Origin of the sequence: Pseudomonas sp. Eqa60 (assembly GCF_018326405.1) — a bacterium.
Taxonomy (GTDB): Bacteria; Pseudomonadota; Gammaproteobacteria; order Pseudomonadales; family Pseudomonadaceae; genus Aquipseudomonas; species Aquipseudomonas protegens.
The window spans coordinates 5,959,968-5,982,833 of record NZ_AP024342.1; the positions used below are offsets into that span (position 1 = coordinate 5,959,968).

General features: G+C 63.1%; 20 protein-coding genes. 4 read left to right on the forward strand and 16 right to left on the reverse strand.

The window, feature by feature from the left end; all coding sequences use genetic code 11:
* Positions 1–242 precede the first annotated feature (242 nt).
* From clpB to rluD, 3 genes are all read right to left on the reverse strand, one after another.
* Positions 243–2,807: an ATP-dependent chaperone ClpB gene (gene clpB, locus KI242_RS26995; protein WP_011063533.1), complete on the reverse strand. Its 2,565-nt coding sequence runs from the start codon at positions 2,805–2,807 to the stop codon at positions 243–245.
* Between the two features lie 130 nt (positions 2,808–2,937).
* Entirely contained in the window at positions 2,938–3,663 is a 726-nt protein-coding gene (gene pgeF, locus KI242_RS27000) for a peptidoglycan editing factor PgeF (protein WP_015637079.1), read from the reverse strand.
* Positions 3,660–4,622, reverse strand: coding sequence for a 23S rRNA pseudouridine(1911/1915/1917) synthase RluD (rluD, locus tag KI242_RS27005; protein WP_011063535.1), 963 nt, complete (start codon positions 4,620–4,622; stop codon positions 3,660–3,662). The genes pgeF and rluD overlap by 4 nt, the downstream gene beginning before the upstream one ends.
* A 150-nt stretch (positions 4,623–4,772) precedes the next feature.
* On the opposite strand from rluD, the gene KI242_RS27010 reads away from it, so the two are divergent.
* From KI242_RS27010 to KI242_RS27020, 3 genes are all read left to right on the forward strand, one after another.
* Entirely contained in the window at positions 4,773–5,798 is a 1,026-nt protein-coding gene (locus KI242_RS27010; RefSeq protein WP_011063536.1) for an outer membrane protein assembly factor BamD, read from the forward strand.
* A 124-nt stretch (positions 5,799–5,922) separates the two neighbouring features.
* Positions 5,923–6,156, forward strand: a complete 234-nt coding sequence (locus KI242_RS27015) for a PP0621 family protein (protein ID WP_015637081.1) — start codon at positions 5,923–5,925, stop codon at positions 6,154–6,156.
* A gap of 425 nt (positions 6,157–6,581) precedes the next feature.
* Positions 6,582–7,916, forward strand: coding sequence for a sigma-54 dependent transcriptional regulator (locus KI242_RS27020; RefSeq protein ID WP_212805697.1), 1,335 nt, complete (start codon positions 6,582–6,584; stop codon positions 7,914–7,916).
* On the opposite strand, the gene thiO is transcribed toward KI242_RS27020, so the two are convergent.
* From thiO to KI242_RS27055, 7 genes are read right to left on the reverse strand one after another with little or no spacing between them, the layout of a single operon-like run.
* Positions 7,913–9,013 (reverse strand): glycine oxidase ThiO, encoded by a 1,101-nt coding sequence (gene thiO, locus KI242_RS27025; protein WP_212805698.1) that lies wholly within the window; start codon positions 9,011–9,013, stop codon positions 7,913–7,915. The two genes, KI242_RS27020 and thiO, sit on opposite strands and share 4 nt — an antisense overlap.
* 53 nt (positions 9,014–9,066) lie before the next feature.
* Entirely contained in the window at positions 9,067–9,468 is a 402-nt protein-coding gene (locus KI242_RS27030; RefSeq protein ID WP_015637084.1) for a type IV pilin protein, read from the reverse strand.
* 15 nt (positions 9,469–9,483) lie between these two features.
* A complete protein-coding gene (locus KI242_RS27035; protein WP_212805699.1) occupies positions 9,484–12,546 on the reverse strand; it encodes a PilC/PilY family type IV pilus protein in 3,063 nt (1,020 codons plus the stop codon).
* Positions 12,533–13,015, reverse strand: a complete 483-nt coding sequence (locus KI242_RS27040) for a PilX N-terminal domain-containing pilus assembly protein (RefSeq protein WP_233447094.1) — start codon at positions 13,013–13,015, stop codon at positions 12,533–12,535. Before KI242_RS27040 ends, KI242_RS27035 begins: the two co-directional genes overlap by 14 nt.
* Complete coding sequence (locus KI242_RS27045) at positions 13,015–13,725, reverse strand: prepilin-type N-terminal cleavage/methylation domain-containing protein (protein WP_015637087.1); 711 nt, start codon at positions 13,723–13,725, stop codon at positions 13,015–13,017. Before KI242_RS27045 ends, KI242_RS27040 begins: the two co-directional genes overlap by 1 nt.
* On the reverse strand, positions 13,722–14,165 hold the full coding sequence (pilV, locus tag KI242_RS27050) for a type IV pilus modification protein PilV (RefSeq protein WP_072444995.1): 444 nt from the start codon (positions 14,163–14,165) through the stop codon (positions 13,722–13,724). The genes KI242_RS27045 and pilV overlap by 4 nt, the downstream gene beginning before the upstream one ends.
* On the reverse strand, positions 14,162–14,632 hold the full coding sequence (locus tag KI242_RS27055) for a GspH/FimT family protein (protein ID WP_212805700.1): 471 nt from the start codon (positions 14,630–14,632) through the stop codon (positions 14,162–14,164). Before KI242_RS27055 ends, pilV begins: the two co-directional genes overlap by 4 nt.
* Positions 14,633–14,763: 131 nt before the next feature.
* On the opposite strand from KI242_RS27055, the gene KI242_RS27060 reads away from it, so the two are divergent.
* The gene (locus tag KI242_RS27060) at positions 14,764–15,288 is read left to right on the forward strand and encodes a GspH/FimT family protein (RefSeq protein WP_072452997.1); all 525 of its coding nucleotides are present in this window, start codon (positions 14,764–14,766) and stop codon (positions 15,286–15,288) included.
* Here the strand turns inward: KI242_RS27060 and ispH are convergent, their stop codons facing one another.
* The 6 genes from ispH to murJ form a co-directional block, all read right to left on the reverse strand.
* Positions 15,289–16,236 (reverse strand): 4-hydroxy-3-methylbut-2-enyl diphosphate reductase, encoded by a 948-nt coding sequence (ispH, locus tag KI242_RS27065; RefSeq protein WP_212805701.1) that lies wholly within the window; start codon positions 16,234–16,236, stop codon positions 15,289–15,291. It lies immediately after the preceding gene.
* A 102-nt stretch (positions 16,237–16,338) separates the two neighbouring features.
* Positions 16,339–16,791: an FKBP-type peptidyl-prolyl cis-trans isomerase gene (gene fkpB / locus KI242_RS27070; RefSeq protein WP_011063547.1), complete on the reverse strand. Its 453-nt coding sequence runs from the start codon at positions 16,789–16,791 to the stop codon at positions 16,339–16,341.
* On the reverse strand, positions 16,784–17,296 hold the full coding sequence (gene lspA / locus KI242_RS27075; RefSeq protein WP_011063548.1) for a signal peptidase II: 513 nt from the start codon (positions 17,294–17,296) through the stop codon (positions 16,784–16,786). The genes fkpB and lspA overlap by 8 nt, the downstream gene beginning before the upstream one ends.
* The gene (gene ileS / locus KI242_RS27080) at positions 17,289–20,120 is read right to left on the reverse strand and encodes an isoleucine--tRNA ligase (RefSeq protein ID WP_103408137.1); all 2,832 of its coding nucleotides are present in this window, start codon (positions 20,118–20,120) and stop codon (positions 17,289–17,291) included. The genes lspA and ileS overlap by 8 nt, the downstream gene beginning before the upstream one ends.
* 13 nt (positions 20,121–20,133) lie before the next feature.
* Positions 20,134–21,078 carry a bifunctional riboflavin kinase/FAD synthetase gene (gene ribF, locus KI242_RS27085; RefSeq protein ID WP_011063550.1) on the reverse strand — a complete coding sequence of 315 codons (945 nt, stop codon included), beginning with the start codon at positions 21,076–21,078 and terminating at the stop codon, positions 20,134–20,136.
* A gap of 128 nt (positions 21,079–21,206) precedes the next feature.
* A complete protein-coding gene (gene murJ, locus KI242_RS27090; RefSeq protein WP_011063551.1) occupies positions 21,207–22,745 on the reverse strand; it encodes a murein biosynthesis integral membrane protein MurJ in 1,539 nt (512 codons plus the stop codon).
* Positions 22,746–22,866 lie beyond the last annotated feature (121 nt).

Here is a 22,866-nt window from a genome sequence, read left to right on the forward strand (position 1 = left end):
CGCTACGTTCATGTCTCTGAGGCGCGCTATTTTACAATCTTAAAAACCCCTGTCAACCCCTTAAATTGCTTTTAAGACAATGATTTGCGACTTCATTGCCGGTTTCTTCTTGAACAGAAAAAACCTCGGGGGTGACTGACTGCGGGGCGCACTTTACAAGCCTTTTCCTTACAGTTCAACGCCCTAGTGAAAAAAAAGGCCTCGCAATGCGAGGCCTCCTCTATAAACCCACCGATCAGCGATCAGGCGAAGACGATTTCGTCGTCCTGCACCGAGGCGGTAACCGTAGCTCCCGGCAGGAAACCGCCGGAGAGGATCAACTGCGCCAACGGGTTCTCGATCCAGCGCTGGATGGCCCGTTTCAGCGGCCGTGCGCCATACACCGGGTCGTAACCCACAGCGATCAGCTTGTCCAAGGCCTCGTCGCTCAGTTCCAGGCTCAGCTCGCGCTCCGCCAGGCGACTGCGCAGGCGACCCAACTGGATCTGCGTGATGCCGGCGATCTGATCCCGTGCCAGAGGCTCGAAGATCACCACTTCGTCGACCCGGTTGATGAACTCCGGCCGGAAGTGGGTGGACACCGCGTCCATCACCGCCGCACGTTGTGCCTCGCGATCCCCTACCAGCTCCTGGATCTGCGCCGACCCCAGGTTGGAGGTCATGACGATCACCGTATTGCGAAAATCCACGGTACGCCCGTGGCTGTCCGTCAGACGGCCATCTTCCAGGACCTGCAGCAGGATGTTGAACACATCCGGGTGCGCCTTCTCGACTTCGTCCAGAAGAATCACCGAGTACGGCTTGCGACGCACGGCTTCGGTCAGGTAACCGCCCTCTTCATAACCGACATAGCCTGGTGGCGCACCGATCAGGCGAGCCACGGAATGTTTCTCCATGAACTCGGACATGTCGATCCGCACCATGGCCTCTTCGGTATCGAAGAGGAATTCCGCCAGGGCCTTGCACAGTTCGGTCTTACCCACGCCGGTCGGGCCGAGGAACATGAACGAACCGCTGGGCCGGTTCGGGTCGGACAACCCGGCTCGGGAACGGCGCACAGCGTTGGCCACCGCCACCACGGCTTCGTTCTGGCCAATCACCCGCTCGTGCAGCAGGCTTTCCATCTTCAGCAGCTTGTCGCGCTCGCCTTCAAGCATTTTCGACACTGGAATGCCGGTCCACTTGGACACCACTTCGGCAATCTCTTCCTCGGTAACCTTGCTGCGCAGCAACTGGTTCTCGCTGTGGCCGTGCTGATCGACCATCTGCAGGCTGCGCTCCAGGTCCGGAATCACCCCGTACTGCAGCTCGGCCATGCGATTGAGATCGCCTTTACGACGCGCCGCTTCCAGTTCCTGGCGCGACTGCTCGATCTTCTGCTGGATCTGCGCAGAACCCTGTACTTCGGCTTTCTCCGAGGTCCAGACTTCTTCCAGGTCAGCGTATTCACGCTCCAGGCGGACAATCTCTTCCTGGAGTTTTTCCAGGCGCTTGATCGCGGCCTCGTCGTCTTCTTTCTTCAGGGCCTGGGATTCAACCTTGAGCTGAATCAGGCGCCGCTCCAGACGGTCCAGCACTTCCGGCTTGGAGTCGATCTCCATGCGGATGCGGCTGGCGGCCTCGTCGATCAGGTCGATGGCCTTGTCCGGCAGTTGCCGGTCAGTGATGTAACGATGGCTGAGCTTGGCCGCGGCAATGATCGCGCCGTCGGTGATCGCCACCTTGTGGTGCACCTCATAGCGCTCTTTCAGGCCGCGCAGGATAGCAATGGTGTCTTCCTCGCTCGGCTCATCCACCAACACTTTCTGGAAGCGCCGCTCGAGGGCTGCGTCCTTCTCTATATATTGGCGGTATTCGTTGAGCGTGGTGGCGCCCACGCAGTGCAGCTCGCCACGGGCCAGGGCCGGCTTGAGCATATTGCCCGCATCCATCGAGCCTTCGCCTTTACCAGCGCCGACCATGGTGTGCAGCTCATCGATGAACAGGATGATCTGCCCTTCCTGCTTCGACAGTTCATTAAGCAAAGACTTCAGGCGTTCTTCGAACTCGCCACGGTATTTGGCACCGGCGATCAAGGCGCCCATGTCCAGGGACAGCAAGCGCTTGCCTTTGAGGCCATCGGGCACTTCGCCGTTGATGATCCGCTGGGCCAGGCCTTCGGCGATGGCGGTCTTACCCACGCCTGGTTCACCAATCAACACCGGGTTGTTCTTGGTCCGGCGTTGCAGCACCTGGATGGTCCGGCGAATTTCGTCGTCACGGCCGATTACCGGATCAAGCTTGCCGTCTTCGGCGCGCTTGGTCAGGTCGACGGTGTACTTGTCCAGGGCCTGGCGCGACTCTTCGACGTTGGCGTCATTCACCGCCTCACCGCCACGCAGGTTGTTGATGGCGTTCTCCAGGGCTTTCTTGCTCACGCCCTGGCCCAGCAACAATTTGCCGAGTTTGCTGTTCTCATCCATGGCGGCCAGCAGCACCAGCTCGCTGGAGATGAACTGGTCGCCTTTCTGCTGCGCCAGGCGGTCGGCCTGGTTGAGCAGGCGCGCCAGATCCTGGGACATGTTGACGTCGCCAGTGGGGTTCTGGATTTTCGGCAGCTGGTCGAGCTCTTTGCTCAGTTCCTTGCGCAGGCTGTTGACGTCGAAGCCCACCTGCATCAGCAGAGGCTTGATCGAGCCGCCCTGCTGTTCCAGCAGCGCCTGCATCAGGTGCGCCGGTTCAATGGCCGGATGATCGAGGCCAACCGCCAGAGATTGAGAATCGGATAAGGCCAGCTGCAATTTGCTGGTTAATCGGTCTATACGCATTAGTCACCTTCCTTTTGAGCAGGCCGGAGCGATGGACACACCTAAATAGAGAAACCTGCCAGATGTTTCACTAGATGCGGTCGATTCTGGGAGATTCAAGCGTCAGCAGCTTGACACAAGTCAGATTAGTCTAGCGCTCAAGCCAGATAAGGGAGGCAAAACGCCCGGTGCGCGGGCTGCGCCGGTAGGAAAAGAAGCGGGGATCGCTGACGGTGCAATAGCCGCCACCGTACACGGCAGTCACACCACAGGCAGCCAGTCGCAGGCGCGCCAGCTGATAGATATCGGCCATGAAGCGCCCGGCATTGGCGCTCGGCACAAAGGCCTGCTCGGCTGCCGGCAACTGGGCGACGAAGGCTTCACGCACCTCGGGCCCCACTTCAAAGCGCTGCGGGCCAATGGCCGGCCCCAGCCACACCAGCACCTCGGCGCAGGGCGTATGCAGGCTGTCGAGGGTGGCTTCCAGCACTCCCGCCGCCAACCCGCGCCAGCCGGCATGGGCCGCGGCGACTCGGGTTCCGGCATGGTTGCAGAACAGTGCCGGCAGGCAGTCGGCCGTCATCACCGCACAGGCAACGCCCGGGGTGGCGGACCAACTGGCGTCCGCGGTCGCGACCATGGAAGGGTCGGCGTGGGCCACGGCCACCCCGTGCACCTGTTGCAGCCAGGCCGGGGCGATGCCGAAGTGTTCGCTCAGGCGACGGCGATTCTCGGCCACTGCTTGCGGCTGATCGTCGACATGGTCGCCCAGGTTGAGGCTGTCGAACGGCGTCAGGCTGACGCCGCCAGCGCGGGTGGTAGTACAGGCTTTGACTCCGGCCGGCGCGGGCCAGTCGGGAATCAGCCAGTCATTCATCCGATGAACGCCTCACGGTCCTGCTTGAGCAGCGACAGCAGCCAGACGAAATCGTCCGGCAGCGGCGATTCCCAGCTCATGCGGATACCGGTGGTCGGATGATCCAGCTCCAGGAAGCGTGCATGCAGGGCCTGGCGCGGGAAGTTCTTCAGCGAGTCGACCATGGTCTGGCTCGCCGCCGGCGGAATGCGGAAGCGGCCGCCGTAGGCTGGATCCCCCACCAGCGGGAAGTTGATGTGGGCCATGTGCACCCGGATCTGGTGGGTACGACCGGTTTCCAGCTTTACCCGCACATGGGTGTGGGAACGGAAACGTTCCAGGACCCGGTAGTGGCTGACGGCCTGCTTGCCGCCTTCCATCACCGCCATGCGCTGGCGCTGCTGGCCATGACGGCCGATCGGAGCGTTGATCTTGCCCCCGGCGGTTACCACGCCGATCACGATGCATTCATAGATGCGGCTGACACTGCGGCTTTGCAGCTGGGCCACCAGTTGGGTCTGCGCCTGGATGGTCTTGGCCACCACCATCAGTCCTGTGGTGTCCTTGTCCAGGCGGTGGACGATACCGGCCCGCGGCACATTGATAATGTCCGGGATGTGATGCAGCAGGGCATTGAGCAGGGTGCCGTCGGCATGGCCGGCAGCCGGGTGCACCACCAGGCCCGCAGGCTTGTTGATCACCAGGATGTCGTCATCTTCATAGACGATGTCCAGCTCGATATCCTGGGCGATCCACTCGCCCTGGGCCTCCTGCTCGGCAGTCAGCTCAAGAATGGAGCCGCCGTGCACGATGTCCCGCGGGCGGATGACCGCTCCGTCCACAGTCAGGCGGCCGTCCTTGATCCAGGCGGAAAGGCGCGAGCGCGAATGCTCAGCGAATAGTTGGGCGGCGACTTGATCGAGGCGTTGACCGCCCAGTTCGGACGGCACCTCTGCGCGAAGTTCAATTTTATCGGACATGCTCGGACTGGGCGTCGGCACAGCCTTTGGTTTCGGCTGCGCGCTTGTGGTTAAATACGGCGTCTTTTGCCCCGAGGCTTTCAACGGGGCGCTCATCATAACAGGACGGCCCCGCCCAAGACAGCGGCCGTCATAGGGACGCAAGCCGCCATGCAAGTGAAACACCTGCTGCTGATCGCCATCCTCGCACTGACCGCTGCTTGCTCATCGAAGGAAGTCGTTGACGAAAACCTGAGCGAAGTCGAGTTGTACCAGCAGGCGCAGACCGACCTGGACAACCACAGCTATACCAGCGCCACCGCCAAGCTCAAGGCCCTGGAATCGCGCTATCCCTTTGGTCGCTACGCCGATCAGGCACAGCTCGAGCTGATCTACGCCAACTACAAGAATGCCGAGCCGGAGGCCGCCAAGTCCGCCGCCGAGCGCTTCATTCGCCTGCACCCCCAGCACCCGAACGTGGACTACGCCTACTACCTCAAGGGCCTGACCTCGTTCGACCAGGACGTCGGCCTGCTGGCGCGCTTCCTGCCGCTGGACATGACCAAGCGTGACCCGGGTGCCGCCCGCGACTCCTACAACGAGTTCGCCCAGCTGACCAGCCGCTTCCCCAACAGCCGCTACGCGCCGGACGCCAAGCAGCGCATGATCTACCTGCGCAACCTGCTGGCTGCCTACGAGATCCACGTAGCCGACTATTACCTGACCCGCCAGGCCTATGTCGCCGCCGCCAACCGTGGCCGCTACGTAGTGGAGAACTTCCAGGAAACCCCATCGGTCGGCGACGGCCTGGCGGTGATGACCGAGGCCTACCAGCGCCTGCACCTGGATGAACTGGCTGCCACCAGCCTGGAAACTCTCAAGCTCAACTACCCCAACCACCCTAGCCTGGTGGACGGTCAGTTCGTGCCACGCGTGGCTGAAGCCGACAACCGTTCGTGGCTGAGCAAGGCCACCCTGGGCCTGATCGAGTCCCGTCCTCCGCTGCCGCCGGGAGAAACCCGCGCCAACCAGGACGTGATGAAGCAGTACCAGGATGCCAAGGACGCCATTCCGTCCGAGCTCAAGCCTAAAGACAGCAACGGCGACGTGGTCGAGGAAGAAGAGCACGAGGCTGCCGGCAACAACAATAGCGACCGCTCCTGGTTCAGCTACATGACCTTCGGCGTGTTCGACTGATCACCCCGCAGGCCGGAAAGGGAGACTTGAAGTCTCCCTTTTTTATGCCCGCACACTGATGGGCCTGTGCGCCCGTCGGGCGCTTGGCTAAACTGCCCCCTCCCCCTTCAAAAAGCTGGTTGCCATGGTTCGTCTACTGTTCTGGATCGCTCTGATTGCCGCCGCGGTATGGTTCTGGCGCAAGTTCAAGCGTCCTGTCGCCGCCCCTCGCTCCCCCAATGAACCGGCCACTACGCCCATGGTGCGTTGCGCCCATTGCGGCGTGCACCTGCCCCAGGACCGGGCCCTGAGCCAGTCGCAACAGTGGTACTGCAGCCAGGCACACCTGCAACAAGGGCCGGGAAACCAGGACCGCTGAGCCCCCAGGCCCACTGCGGATACCCGAGGCAAGGAACTCGGGGGCGAAAAATGGCGTCTGACACGGACTATTCCAGGCCTTGGTCAGCGCATGAACCGGCTCGTCGCCCCCTTCCTCCCTCGCCTCTCCCAGGCTTCGAACCTCTACCCAGGAACGGGAAGGCCCAAGTGCCAACCCCGGCCGAACAATTGGCGACAAAATAGCCTGTTGGCGCCCACTCGCCGTTTCGCTCTCGGGCAGAGCGCTGTAGCCCCCCATCCATGGGCACCACAACGTCCCGACGACGCGCACCTTCAGGATGCCCGGCAGGATGACCAGTGGCCCATCCCCTGCGCCGCTACCCCGTCGGGCCTAGACTTGAGTTCACGCCCATCGGGCGAGCACTGTCGCCCGCTCCTCACTCACGGATGAAAACTGCAGCCGCCATGAACCCACGGCAATCGGTGCTGGTGGTCGATGACGCCACGGAAACCCGCGCCCTTGTGGAGATCACTCTGGGCCGAATGCGCTTGCACACCCAAAGTGCGCGCACCCTGCAGGAAGCCCGTGGCCGCCTGGCCCGGGAGCGCTTTGACCTGTGCCTGACCGACCTGCAGCTACCGGACGGCAGCGGGCTGGAGCTGCTGCGGCACATCCGCCAGTCCCACCCCAACCTTCCTGTGGCGCTGCTAAGCAACGGCGCCTGTGCACAGGCCAGCGCGGGCGCCCTGCAGGCCGGAGCCTGCCAGTTGCTGCACAAGCCTCTGGACCTCAAGCAACTGCGCGCTTGGGTAGGTGCCAGCCTGAAGCAGGCCACGGACTGCGCAACGGATGACCCAGCCCGGCAATTGCTGGGAGACTCGGCGCCCATGAATGCCCTGCGTCGCCACATCGACAAGCTGGCCCACAGCCTGGCGGCGGTCTATATCAGCGGTGAATCCGGCAGTGGCAAGGAACGGGTCGCCCGCCTGCTCCACCAGCTTGGCCCCAGGGCCCGATACCCGTTCGTCCCGGTCAACTGCGGGGCGATTCCTTCCGAATTGATGGAGAGTGAACTCTTCGGCCATTGCAGAGGCAGCTTCAGTGGCGCCGTCAGCGATCAGCCCGGGTTATTTCTGGCCGCCCACGGCGGCACCCTGTTTCTTGATGAGGTCGCCGACCTGCCCCTGGCCATGCAAGTAAAACTGCTGCGAGCCTTGCAGGAAAAATCCGTGCGCCCTGTAGGCAGCCAACAGGAAAAAACCGTCGACGTGCGGATTCTCTGTGCCACCCACAAGGACCTGAAAAACGAGGTAGAGACCGGACGCTTTCGCCAGGACCTCTACTACCGCCTGAACGTCATCGAGTTGCGAGTCCCTGCGTTGCGCGAGCGCCGTGGCGACATCCCCGCACTGGCCGGGCACGTCCTGCAGCGCCTGGCCAGGGACAGCGGACAGCCTGCCGTCCAGCTACGTCCCGAAGCCCTGCAAGCCCTGGAGCGCTATGACTTTCCGGGCAACGTGCGAGAGCTGGAAAACCTGCTGGAACGGGCGCAGACCCTATGCGAAGGACGCTGGATAGAAACAGACGACCTGCAGTTGCCCAGAGCCGACAGCCTTGAAGCCCGATCATCGGCGGCGGCCACCCAGCTAGACCTGGCGCTGCACCTGCAACAGGTGGAGCGCCAGCTGCTGCTCCAGGCCCTGGAGGAAACCCGCTGGAACCGCACGGCGGCGGCCCGGCGGCTGAGCCTGTCGTTTCGTTCGATGCGTTACCGCATGAAGAAGCTCGGGCTGGACTAGATCCGACCTTCAGGCGCATAAGGCGCCGGGTCGATGATCGGCGGGTTCCCCAGCAGCAGGTCGCAGAACAGCTGGCAGGAGGCCGGCGCCAACACCAGGCCATTGCGGTAGTGCCCGCAGTTGAGCCACAGGCCAGCAAAGCCCGGAACCGGCCCCACGTAGGGAATGCCTTCCGGAGAGCCCGGGCGCAGCCCGGCCCAGTGCCCGACCACCTCGGCCTCGGCGAGGGCGGGAATCAGCTCGACCGCGGAGGCCTTGAGGCTCTCCAGGGCCGAAACGGTCGGGGTCTTGTCGAAGCCTTCATGCTCCAGGGTGCTGCCCACCAGAATGTGGCCATCGCGCCGCGGGATGGCATAGCGCCCCTTGGCCAGGACCATGCAGGACAGAAAGTCGGCAGCACACTTGTAGAGGATCATCTGCCCCTTCACCGGCTCCACCGGCAGTTCCAGGCCCAGGCTGCCCAGCAGTTCGCCACTCCAGGCCCCCGCGCAGAGCACCACCTGATCAGCGCGAACCTCGCCCAGCGAGCTATCGACCCCCACCACTTGCTGGCCTTCGCGGATAAAACCACTGACGGTGCATTGCTCATCGATTTGCACATTAGGCAACGCCTGTAACGCCGCCTTCAGGGATTTGACCAGGCGCGGGTTGCGCACGTTGGCCACATCGGCCATGTAGATCGCCTGTTGAAAACCATTGCCCAGCACCGGCACCGCGTCATACACCGCCGAGATATCCACAGCACTCAGCGGCCGGCCTTCACGCTTGGCCCACTCCAGGGCCTGGGCTTCATCCTCCAGGTCCAGCCAGTAGAGGCCGGTGACATGCACTTGCGGGTCGACACCGGTGGCATTGAACAGTTGCTGGGCCAGTTGTGGGTAGAAATCCTGCGACCAGTGCGCCAGGGCTGTGACCGCCGGGCTGTAGCGCCAGGGGTAAAGCGGCGAGACGATCCCACCACCGGCCCAGGACGATTCACGCCCCAGGTCCGAACGTTCCAGAAGCCGTACCTGCTGGCCCTGGGACGCCAGATTGAAGGCGGTGAGCAGGCCGATCACCCCGCCGCCCACCACCAGCACTTGCTGTTGCTTAGCCATAGTCCGATCCAATCATGAGAAAGACAGTGGGCGCCGCGGCCCGAATCAGGTGCTCAGCGCCCCCAGCAATCCTTGGCGGTCAGCCCTTCGGCCTGGCCGCTGATGCGGGTCGCGCCGGTCTGGTCGATGCTGAAACTGCCGCATTTATCCGCCGCCATCAGCCCATCGTCCTTCGGGGTCGCGGTCAGGGAGAAGCCGGTGTCGGTCAGGGTTGCGGCAATGCTGTAGTACTCATTGCCGGCGCTCAGGTCCGGGGCGTTGCTGTAGACCCCAGCCTTGGAGAAATGCCGTTCAAGCTGCTGTGCCTGCTCGGTAAGCAGTACCGCGATTTCGCTGCGGTGCGGTTTTTTCACGTATTCGGTGATGCTGGGAAGGCTCAACGTAAGGACCAGACCGATGATCGCAATCACGATCATGATTTCGATCAGGGTAAAACCTTGGTTGGATCTGCGCATGGTCAAGAATCTCGCTTACTGGATTTGTCGCCACAGGATGCGCCGGCTGCCACCGCCGGGCCTTTCCACCAGGGTGCTGATGCCACCCCTGGAGTCACTGATGATCTTGCGGGCGCCATTGCTGGCAACTCCGCCAAGGCTGGGCACGGTGCCGACGTAGCGCACGCCGCTGGAGGGCTGGTCCTGGTCATCCACGACCCCGTCGCCATTGGTGTCGAGCACCGCAGCGTCGAGCATCTTACCGCTGAACGCCTCCAGCTCGATCAATTTCCCACTGCCGGCACTCGAACAAGGGTCGTCGGGCTCCAGTTGCAGGGTGCTGAACACCACCCTGCCGGCCACCAGGGTCGCCTCGTTGAGCACCCGCTCGCCGGCTGCCAGGCCACCTTGTACCAGGGGCAGGTACCAGCCGCGCTGCGCCGGATAACGCACCTCGTTGAGGGTGCTGCGCAGGAAACTGCCGGCCGCCGCGCTGAACCCGGCCTCAAGGTGCTGCACCTGCAACTGACTTTCGCCAATGCCCCCAGGACCGCCCTCGGCGTCCCACACGCCATAGAATCCCTGGCGCGCCCGGCTTTGCTTGTCCCGGGTCTCGTTGAGCTTGCCCGTACCGAACAGCACCAATTGGCCACCACGGGGATGATCGAGCAGGCGCGGCGGTACGCTGATCGGCTGGCTGGCGCCTCCCGCGGTGCGGAACAAGGGCTGCCCGGCAAATGCCAGATGCCAGCTGGCGCTATCGTTGCCGGACAGCTCGAATTTCCACAGCCGCCCCTTGAGGTCGCCCGCATAGGCCGCCTGCACTTCATTGCGTGCATTGACCTTGAGGGTGACGGACGACAGGCCATTGTCAGGCTGGTCGTCAATGGCGATCTCGCGAATCAGCGAGCCATCATTCAGGTCCACCACATACAGCGCTGCCACCCCGGAATGGCTGCCGTAGCCATTGCCGATGAAGGCCGCCCAGCGACCATCGGCCAAGCGCGCTACTTGTGGGCGGGCATAGGCATACCCCAGGTCATTGAAAGGATGATTGCGGTCCGGCTCGGGAGGAGCGCCGATTTCCCACAAGGCGCCAGGCGTATTGCCGTGCACGGCGTCGAACAGACGCACCGCAAAGAAACTCTTGCCGCCCGCCCCGACGCCCCCCAGGGCCAGGGTTTGCCAGGCACCGCCCCGCTGCCCATCGAACACCGCCAGGGGACCATCCACCAGATAGCGATGGCGCTCGCCCCGCCGATAACCGGGATCGGCGACCTGCGCCAGGGCGCCCAACGCGCTGGAGGGCATGTAGCCATAGAGGCGCTCACCGCTGGCCGGGTCCAGCACATTGAACAACCCGTCATTGCTGTTCACCAACAAGCGCGTCGCCATGGCCGTGGCTTTCTGTGCCAGGTAGCGGCTGTAGTCGCCCCCGGCAGCCCCATCGACAGCACTGCGCTGCCCGGCAGTTGCCAGCACCAGCGGCGAATTGACGATATCTCCCAACTGATAGCGGCGCTCCCTGAGCCCGCTCACGGAGCGGCCCTGGCTCCAGCGCAGTAACTCGGCGCCACTGACACCTGCAGGCAACGACTGCTCAAGTTCGCCACGCTGAGCGGTGGACAAGTTGCCGTAGGCCAGGCTCACCGGACGCCGGCTGGCAGTGTTCCAGGTCTCATGGATTACCGCCGCGCCGGCACCATCCACGCCACTATCGCTGCTCCACAACGGCGAACCGACAGCCACTCGGCCCTGATTGTCGATGCCGTAGGCGCGGATCGTGCCATGCCAATCGACCGGGTCGTACTGGCTCTGGTAATAACGACCACTGGCGGCATCCAGTACACCACTGCCGGCAGTCACGGCACTGGCTACGCCTTCGCCCAGAACGCTTGCCAGCACGCGTTCAAGGTTGCTGCGGGCCTGGAAATACTCACCCTGGCCGTAGTCCGCAGCGCCCATCAGCAGAGGATTGTGGGCCTGGAAACCCACCGTGAAGGTATTCAGGTACTGACGGGGGAAATCCACCGCCGCCCAGCTTTTACCGGCCTCATCCACTCCTGGGCCACGCAAGTCGATATCGAAGGCGAACTTGGCCAGGTCATCGAGGAACAGGGTCTGCCCATCGCGCTCGCCACCATCGTTGCCGATCCCGTCCCAGTTGGGCAGGCGCCCCGCCCCCAAAGGGTCGTTGAGCGGGAACTGAGTATCGTGATCCGCCGCGCCGGCACTGATCACCACCCCGTAGTTCTTCTGGCAACGGTATTGAATGGGGCTGCTGTAGAGCGCCGGTGAAAGGTTGTAGTACGGCACCATGCCGCGCAGGTAGCGGGTGATCTCGTAGTAGGTTTCCGCCAACGGCGTATGACCGCCGGCCTTGAGGCCGTTGATTGTCGCCAGCAGGGCCTGGTAATTGGCCTCGGCCTGGACCGGGCTCACAGCGCCTTCAATGGCCGACAGGTCGCTGATGGGACGGGCAATGTAACCCCCAGGGCCCGGATCACCCGGGGCCGGCGGGTTGAAGGTGGCCAACCCCAGGCGCAGCCAGCGATACCGGGTAACCAGGGCCGTGGCCAGCCGCCGAGCCACATTCATCCGGTAGTCGTTGGGAATGGAACCGTCAGTGAAGTCTCGCTCCCGTCCCTTGGCCTGCGCCAGTAGCCAGGACAGGTAGTCCGCGGAGTACAGCGTATTTCCCGCCCCAACCGGGTCCGGCAGCTTCAGGCAGCGCACCCCACGCTCGGGATCATGGAAGCTGTGAAAGCCTGCCCGGCACCCCGACTCGCCGAGGCTGGACAAGGCAATCGCCTGGCCTGCAAGCCGCTCACCCCGAGCACACTCGCCCCCCACTCCGGCACAGCGCCAGACCGCAGCCCGGGCGAGCAGCGGATCGAACTCCCGGGCATGGACAATGCTGTTCATGCCCAGGGAGTCATCCAGCACCAGCATCACGTTCGGCGCCACCGCCGCGGCACCAAGAAGCGGGGTGCTGGCAGGGTTGAACGCCATGGCTAGAGGCACCGGCAACAGGCTCAGCAGCAGCGCGCCCAGGCTTCGCCAGCCGGGCCGACGCATGCCCCGATCAATACTTGGCATAGATGCTCTCCAGCACACTGCGCGATTGCCCGGCCAGACCGACAGCGGTCACGCGATACAAGGTGGCTGGAGTATTGCTCGGCACATTCACCGCATCCTGTGAAACACCGAGGTTCTGCACCCCGTAGAAGCCAGAGCCGCTAGCGATCCACAGCACCGCCGAAGCAGCATTGACTCCAGGAGCCTTGACCAGCGCTGATTCGGCGGGAGGCGCGCACTGAGCAGGGCTGGCACATACCGGCAAGCGAAAATCATCCTGCTGCACCGCACTCTCCCCCACCCGCAGCGCGGCTTCGGCGGCCTGGAATGCGCGGTTGTGCAGAGCCAGGCTGGCGGCCATTTTTTCCTGCAGGGTGGCGTTCTGCAGCGACGAGAGCCCGATCAGGGTCAGCAGCAACAGGAACACCAGGCTGACCAGCAACGCCATGCCCCGCTGCCCGAGAGGAACCCGACCTCGCAAGCGCGTCATCAGGGCAACCTGTTGCGCAGGGCCGCGACCACGCTATAGGTCTGCGGGCGCACGCGGTCATGGGGGTCGACCAGGGTCAGGCGCAAGCGCACACTGCGGATCCGTTCCGGGTCCAACGGGTTGCGACTGTAGCTGGAGGCGGCAATGTCTGTGGCCGAACGGGCCATGCCGAAACTCACATCAAAGGCTTCGACGTTGTCCAGCAGCACCGCTTGCTGCTTGCCAAGGCCACTGCCCAGCAGCAACTGGCGATTCTTCAGGCTGTAGAACAGCCGGCGCAGGGCGAACACCTGCTCAGCGCCGGCCCCTCGATGAGCGCCTGAATAGGCTACGGCGCTGCGCTGGCAGTCGCTGACCACGCTCCAGGTCGGCGTACCGCCATCGTCCCCGACATCGGCGGTGATCAGGGTCAGTTTCTGCTCGGCGTTGTCCCATTGGATCGGTGTCGCCGCATAGTGCGAGAACTCCCGTGCCGTGCTGGCATCACTGATGGTCCGCAGGCAACCGAACAGCCCCACCATGCGGATTTCCTGAAGCATCTTGCTCAGGACAAAGCGAGCATCCTCCTGCAGGTAGGCGGCAGCGCTCTGACTCTGGTAGGTGTTCTTCGCCGCAATGAATACCTGGGCCACCCCCAGTACCAGCACCAGGCTCAAGGCCAGTGCCAGCATCATCTCCACCAGGCCGAAGCCACTATCGGCCCGGTTCACGGCAAGCCTCCCGGTTGCGCTGCAACCCGGCTGCTGAGCTCCAGGCTCCGCAGGCTGCCCCCCCGGCCTTCGGCCCGGGAGTCGTCCCAGGTGATGCGAATGGTGTAGACATGCTGCTTGACGCTGATGCTGCCCTTGCCGCTGGGGCCGGCGAAGCTCGCGATATTGGCGGCGAAGTCGTACAGGTCCTGATCCCGCACATTGCCCGGGTTGCCCTCTGCCGGTATCGCCACGCTGTAGTCGGCGGCGGCGTTGGCGCGGATCCGGTCGAGCATGTCATAGGCGATAAAGCTGGCCTGGGTGGTCATCCGCGAGCTGTCGGTGTACTGCAGCGCCTTGATCTGCACCGCCGCCGCACCCAGCAGGCCCACCGCCAGTATCAACAGCGCCACCAGCACCTCGATCAGGGTCATGCCATCCTGTGCATCCCGCACGTTCATCCGCAGTTCTCCGCTGCTATCACCCGCCCATTGAGACAGACACTGATCACCCGCCGCTGCTGGTCCAGTCCATAGACGATGTGCAGCGCATCACTGGCCACCAAGCCGCCGAGGCGATTGAAATCGATGCTGTGGTCATCTGAGGTTAGCGTCAGGGTGGCCCCCGGACTGATGGCTGGAACAACCCGCAATACATTGCCTTCGGGGTCCTGCCCCGCATACACCATCAATTCGCCGTTCCAGGGAGCGTCCTTGGCAGCCGGGCGAATCCCGACCCTCTGGCGGCGATTGATCGCTTCCAACCGTGCGTAAGCCAGGGCCTGGCGTAGTTGATTGATCTCGGTGTCGGCACGCACTCGCTGCACGGTGGCGCGATAGGCTGGCACCACCAGGCCCAGAAGAAGGGCCGCGATCGCCAGGGCGACGAGCAATTCCAGCAAGGTGAAACCCTTTGTATGCAAATTCATGGCCGGCCTTGGAAGTGTCATCGGCTATAACAGGCAAGCGCCCGGACCCTCCATAGACCGGCGCTTTGGCCATTTGCTCAATGAACACGCACGGATTGCGTGAAACCGTCGTCCCCAGGGAGGGAGACCCCATGCATGAGAAAGGCTTCAGCCTGATTGAACTGCTGACCGCACTGGTTCTGCTGGCCCTGCTGCTGCCGCTTTCCGGTAGCGCCATGAGTGAGCTGCTGCGCTCCAATCGCCAGCAGGACGCCGCGCAGATGCTCGCCAGTGGCCTGCGCAACGCCCGGGCGGCAGCGATCCTGCACCAGCGCACGGTCCTGATCCATGGTCTGGAGGACGACTGGAGCCGGGGCTGGAGGATCATCCTGGATATCAGCGGCAAGGGCGCCCAGGACGCACGCAACCCGCAACTGATCGAGCGCCAAGGCAGTGGGCAGGTATTGATCGTGGGCAATCGCCCGGTGCAGCACTTCGTGCGCTTCAGTGCCCTGGGCCATCCGCTGCTGCCCAGTGGCGCCTTCCAGGCCGGAACACTCCATGTCTGCCAGGCAGGCCAGGAGTACAGCCGCCATCAAGTGGTGCTGTCACGTAGCGGGAGGGTCAGCCTGCGCAGCGAAAACGCCGAGCAGGCCTTGTGTGCAGGCGTCGGCTGATCAGAGCAGCGAGCGAACCCGCAGCTCTTTGGGCATGGAGAAGGTGATGTTTTCTTCGCGGCCGGCCAGCTCATCGGCGCCGGTGGCACCCCAGGCCTGCAGTTGCTGGATCACGCCACGCACCAGCACTTCCGGGGCCGAGGCGCCGGCGGTAATGCCGATGCGCTCCACACCATCGAACCAGTTGCGCTGCAGGTCTTCGGCACCGTCGATCAGGTAGGCCGGGGTGGCCATGCGTTCGGCCAGCTCGCGCAGGCGGTTGGAGTTGGAGCTGTTGGGGCTGCCGACCACCAGCACCACGTCGCATTCGTCGGCCAGTTGCTTGACCGCGTCCTGACGGTTCTGTGTGGCGTAGCAGATGTCGTCCTTGCGTGGCCCGCCGATGGCCGGAAAGCGCGTGCGCAAGGCATCGATCACCCGGCTGGTGTCATCCATGGACAAGGTGGTCTGGGTCACGAATGCCAGGCGCTCGGGGTTGCGCACCTGCAATTCGGCCACATCCTTTTCGTCTTCCACCAGGTAGATGGCGCCGCCATTGCTGGCGTCGTACTGGCCCATGGTGCCTTCGACCTCGGGGTGGCCAGCGTGGCCGATCAGGATGCATTCACGGCCGTCGCGGCTGTAACGCGCCACTTCGATATGCACCTTGGTCACCAGCGGGCAGGTGGCGTCGAACACTTTGAGGCCACGACCTGCAGCCTCGCTGCGCACCGCCTGGGAAACACCGTGGGCGCTGAAGATGACGATGACATCATCCGGCACCTGGTCCAGCTCTTCGACGAAGATCGCTCCACGATTGCGCAGGTCTTCGACGACAAATTTGTTGTGCACCACTTCATGCCGGACGTAGATCGGCGGCCCGAAGACTTCCAGGGCGCGATTGACGATTTCGATCGCCCGGTCCACGCCGGCGCAGAAGCCACGGGGGTTGGCGAGTTTGATTTGCATGCTGTGCCTCGTGTCTTGCGCGCAAGAAGTTAGATCGTTGTAGACAGCGGATCGCCGGCAGCCGGCTCCTGGATAATAGAAGACGGCATGCCGGCGATGCTTTTAAAGCGCTTTGACGTCGATGATTTCAACGTCGAAGGTCAAGGTCTTGCCGGCCAGCGGGTGGTTGAAATCGATGGTCACCTGCGCGTCATCGAAAGTTTTGACCACACCTGGCAACTCGGTGTTCGCCGCATCGTTGAAGATCACCAGCAAGCCTTCCGAAAGCTCCATGTCCTGGAACTGCGAACGCGGGATGACCTGCACGTTCTGCGGGTTGGGCTGGCCGAAGGCGTTTTCCGGTTCGATGGTCAGGTTGCGCTTGTCGCCGGCCTTGAAGCCGAACAGCGCCGCCTCGAACCCTGGCAGCAGGTTGCCATCGCCGACCTTGAAGGTCGCCGGGGCCTTGTCGAACGTGCTGTCTACGGTGTCGCCGTTCTCCAGGCGCAATGCGAAATGCAAAGTGACTTCCGTGTTCTGACCGATGCGTTGCTCAGTCAATACCTGTTCAGTCATGAACGGCTTCTCCGGTTTTCTTGCTCTTGAACATATCCAGGGCCAGCATCACCGCGCCAACGGTAATGGCACTGTCGGCGAAGTTGAATGCCGGGAAGTACCAGCGGTTCTGCCAGTGCACCAGGATGAAATCGATCACATGGCCCAGGGCGATGCGGTCGTACAGGTTACCCAGGGCCCCGCCCAGCACCAGCGCCAGAGCGATGGCCAGCCAGGTTTCATTGCGCCCCAGACGCTTGAGCCAGACTACCAGCACCGCACTGACCGCAATCGCGATCAGGGCGAACAGCCAGCGCTGCCAGCCGGAGCCGTCGGCGAGGAAGCTGAAGGCGGCGCCAGTGTTGTAGGCCAGGGTCCAGCTGAAGTAATCCGGGATCACCACGATCTGCTGGTACATGCTCAGCGAACTTTCGAAGTGCAGCTTGCTGACCTGGTCGATGACCAGGACCAGCACGCTCAACCACAGCCAGCCCAGACGGCCGAAACGGCCTGCGGCGTTAGGCATAGTGACGGACCTCGCCTGCTCCGCTGATGTTGTCTACGCAACGACCGCAGATTTCCGGGTGCTCAGGGTGCACGCCGACGTCTTCACGGCAGTGCCAGCAACGGGCGCACTTGGGGAAGGCCGACTTGACGACTTTGAGCTTGAGGCCCGGTACTTCAGTGGCCACGGCGTCCGCTGGTGCCTGGGCAAACGGGGCCAGGCTGGCGGTCGAAGTGATCAGCACGAAACGCAGTTCGTTGCTCAGCTTGGCCAGGTCAGCGGCCAGGCCATCCTCGGCAAACAGGGTGACTTCGGCTTGCAGGTTGCCACCGACGGCCTTGGCCGCGCGCTGAACTTCCAGCTCCTTGTTCACCGCAACCTTTACGGCCATCACGCCTTCCCAGTACTCGCGGCCCAGTTCGAAGTCAGCGGGCAATTCGGTCAGGCCTTCGTACCAGGTGTTGAGCATCACGGATTCGTTACGCTCGCCCGGCAGGTATTCCCACAGCTCATCGGCGGTGAAGGCCAGGATCGGTGCGATCCAGCGCACCAGCGCTTCGGAGATGTGGTACAGCGCGGTCTGCGCCGAACGGCGCGCCTTGCTGTTGGCGCCGGTGGTGTACTGGCGGTCCTTGATGATGTCGAGGTAGAAGCCGCCCAACTCCTGCACGCAGAAGTTGTGCACCTTGGAGTAGACGTTCCAGAAGCGGTATTCGCCGTAGTGCAGCTCCAGCTCGCGCTGCAGCAACAAGGTACGGTCCACGGCCCAACGGTCCAGGGCCAGCATGTCTTCGGCCGGCAGCAGGTCGGTGGCCGGGTTGAAGCCGCTCAGGTTGGAAAGCAGGAAACGCGCAGTGTTGCGGATCCGCCGGTAGGCGTCGGCGCTGCGCTGCAGGATCTGATCGGAAACCGCCATCTCGCCGGAGTAGTCGGTGGCCGAGACCCACAGGCGCATGATGTCGGCACCCAGGGTGTCGTTGACCTTCTGTGGCGCGATCACGTTGCCCAGGGACTTGGACATCTTGCGGCCGTTCTCGTCCACGGTGAAGCCGTGGGTCAACAGTTCGCGGTACGGCGCGTGGTTGTCGATGGCGCAACCGGTGAGCAGGGACGAGTGGAACCAGCCACGGTGCTGGTCGGAGCCCTCCAGGTACAGGTCGGCCCGCGGACCGCTTTCGTGGCCCATGGGGTGCGAACCGCGCAGCACGTGCCAGTGAGTGGTGCCGGAGTCGAACCAGACGTCCAGGGTGTCGCTGATCTTGTCGTACTGGGCGGCTTCGTCGCCCAGCAGCTCAGCGGCGTCCATCTTGAACCAGGCCTCGATGCCTTCCTGCTCGACGCGCTGGGCCACTTCTTCCATCAGCTCGACAGTGCGTGGGTGCAGGTCGCCGCTTTCCTTGTTCAGGAAGAACGGGATCGGCACACCCCAGTTGCGCTGGCGGGAGATGCACCAGTCCGGGCGGTTGGCGATCATCGAGTGCAGGCGTGCCTGGCCCCAGGCCGGTACGAACTGGGTGTCTTCGATGGCTTGCAGGGCGCGTTGGCGCAGGGTGTCGCCGGCTTCCGGCTGCTTGTCCATGCCGACGAACCACTGCGCGGTGGCGCGATAGATCAGCGGGGTCTTGTGGCGCCAGCAGTGCATGTAGCTGTGGCTGATGGTTTCGGTGTGCAGCAGCGCACCGACTTCGCTCAGCTTGTCGACAATGGCCGGGTTGGCCTTCCAGATGAACTGGCCGCCGAAGAACTCCAGCGATGTCGCGTAGACACCGTTGCTCTGCACCGGGTTGAGGATGTCGTCGTTGACCATGCCATAACGCTTGCAGGTCACGAAGTCGTCTTCACCATAGGCCGGGGCCGAGTGAACCACGCCAGTGCCGGCACCCAGCTCCACGTATTCGGCCAGATACACCGGCGACAGACGATCGTAGAACGGATGACGGAAATTGATCAGTTCCAGGGCCGAACCTGGAGCCGTGGCAATCACCGAGCCTTCCAGGTTGTAGCGGGCCAGGCAGGATTCCACCAGCTCTTCGGCCAGCACCAGCAGGCGTGCGCCGGTGTCGACCAGGGCATAGTTGAACTCGGGGTGTACGTTCAGCGCCTGGTTGGCCGGGATGGTCCAGGGGGTGGTGGTCCAGATCACGATGGCAGCAGGCTTGGCCAGCTTGGCCAGGCCGAAGGCGCCGGCCAGCTTGGCTTCGTCGGCGACCGGGAAGGCCACGTCGATGGTCGCGGACTTCTTGTCCTGATACTCGACTTCTGCTTCAGCCAGGGCCGAGCCGCAGTCGAAGCACCAGTTCACCGGCTTCAGGCCCTTGAACACGAAGCCGCCCTTGACCATTTCCGCCAGGGCACGGATCTCGCCGGCCTCGTTGGCGAAGTTCATGGTCTTGTAGGGATTGGCCCAGTCGCCCAGCACACCCAGGCGGATGAACTCGGCCTTCTGCCCTTCGATCTGCTCGGAAGCGTAGGCGCGGCACAGCTCGCGGGTCTGGTCCGAGGACAGGTTCTTGCCGTGGGTCACCTCGACCTTGTGCTCGATCGGTAGACCGTGGCAGTCCCAGCCAGGAACGTAAGGCGCGTCGAAACCCGCCAGGGTTTTCGAGCGGATGATCATGTCCTTGAGAATCTTGTTGACCGCATGACCGATGTGAATCGAGCCGTTGGCATAGGGAGGACCGTCGTGCAGTACGAACTTGGGACGATCCTTGCCAATCTCGCGCAACTTTCCGTACAGGCCAATGCTGTCCCAACGCTGCAGAATCTGTGGTTCGCGCTGAGGCAGGCCGGCCTTCATTGGGAAGGCGGTGTCCGGAAGGTTTAACGTGGCTTTATAGTCGGTCATTTAAGGCTCTTCATTAGCGATTGGCGCTATGGATACGTGCCACTTGGGCACGGGCGGCGGCAACATCCGCATTGATCGCCGTCTTCAACGCCTCCAGGGAGGCGAAACGCTGCTCTTCACGCAGCTTGTGGTGGAAAACCACCGTCAAACGCCGGTCATACAGATCGCCGGCAAAATCTAAAAGATGTACTTCCAGGTGGGCCTTGCCATCACCTGCAACCGTGGGCCGCACGCCGATATTGGCGACGCCGGGCCAGGTCCTGCCATCGAGCTCGACGCTCACCAGGTACACCCCGGAAAGCGGCACGCGACGGCGCTTCAACTGCACATTGGCAGTGGGCGTACCCAACTGGCGCGCCAGTTTCTGGCCGTGCAACACCCGCCCGGCAATGCGGTACGGGCGACCCAGCAGGCGCTCGGCCAGATCGAAATCGGCGGCGGCCAGGGCATTGCGGACCTGGGTACTACTCACCCGCAGGCCGTCGAGCTCGACGGTCTGCGCCGCCTCCACGGTAAAGCCGTGGGTGGCTCCGGCCTGCTGCAAGAAGTCAAAATCACCGACCCGGTCGCAACCGAAGCGGAAGTCATCACCCACTTCCAGGTGCTGTACACCCAGGCCATCCACCAGGATTCGCTCGACGAACTCGCTGGCGCTGAGTTTGCTCAGGCGCTGGTTGAAGGCCAGGCACAGCACCCGGTCGACACCGGCGTCAGCCAGCAACTGCAGCTTGTCCCGCAGGCGGGCCAGACGCGCCGGAGCCGTCTCAGGGGCAAAGAATTCTCGCGGCTGGGGCTCGAAAATCACCACGCAGCTGGGCACGCCCAACTCGAGCGCACGTTCGCGCAGCCGGCCCAGGATAGCCTGGTGACCACGGTGAACACCGTCAAAGTTGCCAATAGTGGCGACGCAGCCCCGATGCTGGGGGCGCAGATTGTGGAGGCCTCGAACCAGCTGCATAACGCGCTTCTTGCTCATAAAGTGGTCGATTATAACCACACCCGGCGGCCGACGACAGGCAGCACCGCACCCAATGTGGTTGATCCGACAAAACCGATGCCTGCCCTGCCCTGGCGACTAAACAGCCGTCAGTTCAAGGCTTTGCGATTGAAGTCGCGCAAACGGAAGCCCAGCAGCGCCAGCATGCCGAAATATGCCACCACCCCAGCCACCACCAGCACGCCCAGGCGCAGGAACCGCTGGAGCATGTGGCCTTGATCCCAGGCCGGCATGAAATGCATCAGGCCCAGCAATACCGCGGACATGACCGCTACCGCCAACAGCAACTTCAAGGTGAACCGCCCCCACCCCGGCAGCGGCTGGAACATCTGCTGCTTGCGCAACTGGTAGAACAGCAGTCCGGCGTTGATACAGGCCCCGGCGCTGATGGCCAGGGCCAGGCCCGCGTGTTTCAGGGGGCCGATAAAGGCCAGGTTCAGCAGTTGGGTGACGATCAGCGTAAAGATGGCGATTTTCACCGGTGTACGAATGTTCTGCTGCGCATAGAAGCCCGGCGCCAGCACCTTGATCACGATGATCCCCAGCAAACCCACGGCATAAGCCACCAGCGCACGCTGGGTCATGGACGCATCGAAGGCACTGAACTCACCGTATTGGAACAGTGACACGGTCAGCGGCTCGGCGAGGATACCCAGGGCCAGGGAGCACGGCAGCACCAGGATGAAACACAGGCGCAGGCCCCAATCGAGAATCCGCGAATACTCGTGGCGGTCCTTGCTGGCGTAGGTCTTGGCCAGGGTCGGCAGAAGAATGGTGCCCAGCGCCACCCCCAGCACACCGGACGGCAGCTCCATCAGGCGGTCGGCGTAATACATCCACGACACCGAACCGGCTACCAGGAAAGAGGCGAAGATGGTGTTGATGATCAACGAGATCTGGCTCACCGAAACCCCGAGAATCGCCGGCAGCATCTGCTTCATCACCCGCCAGACCCCGGTATCCCGCAGGTTCAGGCGTGGCAGCACCAGCATGCCGATCTTCTTCAGGTGCGGCAGCTGATACAGCAACTGCGCCAGGCCGCCAGCCAGTACCGCCCAGCCCAGAGCCATCACTGGCGGATCGAAATACGGCGTCAGAAACACCGCAAAAATGATCATGCTGACGTTGAGCAGGGTCGGCACGAAGGCCGGCACCGAGAAACGATTCCAGGTATTGAGGATTGCCCCGGCCAGAGACGACAGCGAGATCAGCAATATATAAGGAAAGGTCACCCGCAACAGGTCAGAGGTCAGGGCGAACTTTTCCGGAGAGTCGACGAACCCCGGTGCCGTGGCCCAGATCACCCAGGGCGCGGCGATGATGCCCAAAGCCGTCACCAGCGCCAGGACCAGGGTCAGCAGACCCGAGACATAGGCAATGAAGGTACGGGTCGCCTCTTCCCCCTGCTGGCTCTTGTATTCCGCCAGGATCGGCACGAACGCCTGGGAGAACGCTCCTTCGGCAAAGATGCGCCGCAGCAGGTTGGGCAGCTTGAAGGCAATGAAGAAGGCATCGGTGGCCATCCCGGCACCGAAAGTGCGCGCGATGATGGTGTCACGCACAAACCCCAGTATCCGGGAAAGCATCGTGATAGAGCTGACGGCGGCCAACGACTTGAGCAGGTTCATGAAAAGGTTTTGCGCCTTGTAGATAAACAGCAGGCGAAAAGACACCCACTTATGCGATACTCCGCGCCGCAACAGCACAGAGCCAAAGCTCGCGAGTTTACAGGTCAAGCGCCGGAAATAA

Bases quoted from the DNA above. Each gene is read 5' to 3' on its own strand.
- KI242_RS27040 (WP_233447094.1), bottom strand. From the start codon at position 13,015: ATGACGCGCTTGCGAGGTCGGGTTCCTCTCGGGCAGCGGGGCATGGCG.
- rluD (WP_011063535.1), bottom strand. From the start codon at position 4,622: ATGTCCGATAAAATTGAACTTCGCGCAGAGGTGCCGTCCGAACTGGGC.
- KI242_RS27035 (WP_212805699.1), bottom strand. From the start codon at position 12,546: ATGCCAAGTATTGATCGGGGCATGCGTCGGCCCGGCTGGCGAAGCCTG.
- lspA (WP_011063548.1), bottom strand. From the start codon at position 17,296: ATGCCTAACGCCGCAGGCCGTTTCGGCCGTCTGGGCTGGCTGTGGTTG.
- murJ (WP_011063551.1), bottom strand. From the start codon at position 22,745: ATGAACCTGCTCAAGTCGTTGGCCGCCGTCAGCTCTATCACGATGCTT.
- fkpB (WP_011063547.1), bottom strand. From the start codon at position 16,791: ATGACTGAACAGGTATTGACTGAGCAACGCATCGGTCAGAACACGGAA.
- KI242_RS27015 (WP_015637081.1), top strand. From the start codon at position 5,923: ATGGTTCGTCTACTGTTCTGGATCGCTCTGATTGCCGCCGCGGTATGG.
- ispH (WP_212805701.1), bottom strand. From the start codon at position 16,236: ATGCAAATCAAACTCGCCAACCCCCGTGGCTTCTGCGCCGGCGTGGAC.
- KI242_RS27055 (WP_212805700.1), bottom strand. From the start codon at position 14,632: ATGAATTTGCATACAAAGGGTTTCACCTTGCTGGAATTGCTCGTCGCC.
- clpB (WP_011063533.1), bottom strand. From the start codon at position 2,807: ATGCGTATAGACCGATTAACCAGCAAATTGCAGCTGGCCTTATCCGAT.
- ileS (WP_103408137.1), bottom strand. From the start codon at position 20,120: ATGACCGACTATAAAGCCACGTTAAACCTTCCGGACACCGCCTTCCCA.
- KI242_RS27030 (WP_015637084.1), bottom strand. From the start codon at position 9,468: ATGCGCAGATCCAACCAAGGTTTTACCCTGATCGAAATCATGATCGTG.
- pilV (WP_072444995.1), bottom strand. From the start codon at position 14,165: ATGAACGTGCGGGATGCACAGGATGGCATGACCCTGATCGAGGTGCTG.
- ribF (WP_011063550.1), bottom strand. From the start codon at position 21,078: ATGCAGCTGGTTCGAGGCCTCCACAATCTGCGCCCCCAGCATCGGGGC.
- KI242_RS27060 (WP_072452997.1), top strand. From the start codon at position 14,764: ATGCATGAGAAAGGCTTCAGCCTGATTGAACTGCTGACCGCACTGGTT.
- KI242_RS27010 (WP_011063536.1), top strand. From the start codon at position 4,773: ATGCAAGTGAAACACCTGCTGCTGATCGCCATCCTCGCACTGACCGCT.
- pgeF (WP_015637079.1), bottom strand. From the start codon at position 3,663: ATGAATGACTGGCTGATTCCCGACTGGCCCGCGCCGGCCGGAGTCAAA.
- thiO (WP_212805698.1), bottom strand. From the start codon at position 9,013: ATGGCTAAGCAACAGCAAGTGCTGGTGGTGGGCGGCGGGGTGATCGGC.
- KI242_RS27020 (WP_212805697.1), top strand. From the start codon at position 6,582: ATGAACCCACGGCAATCGGTGCTGGTGGTCGATGACGCCACGGAAACC.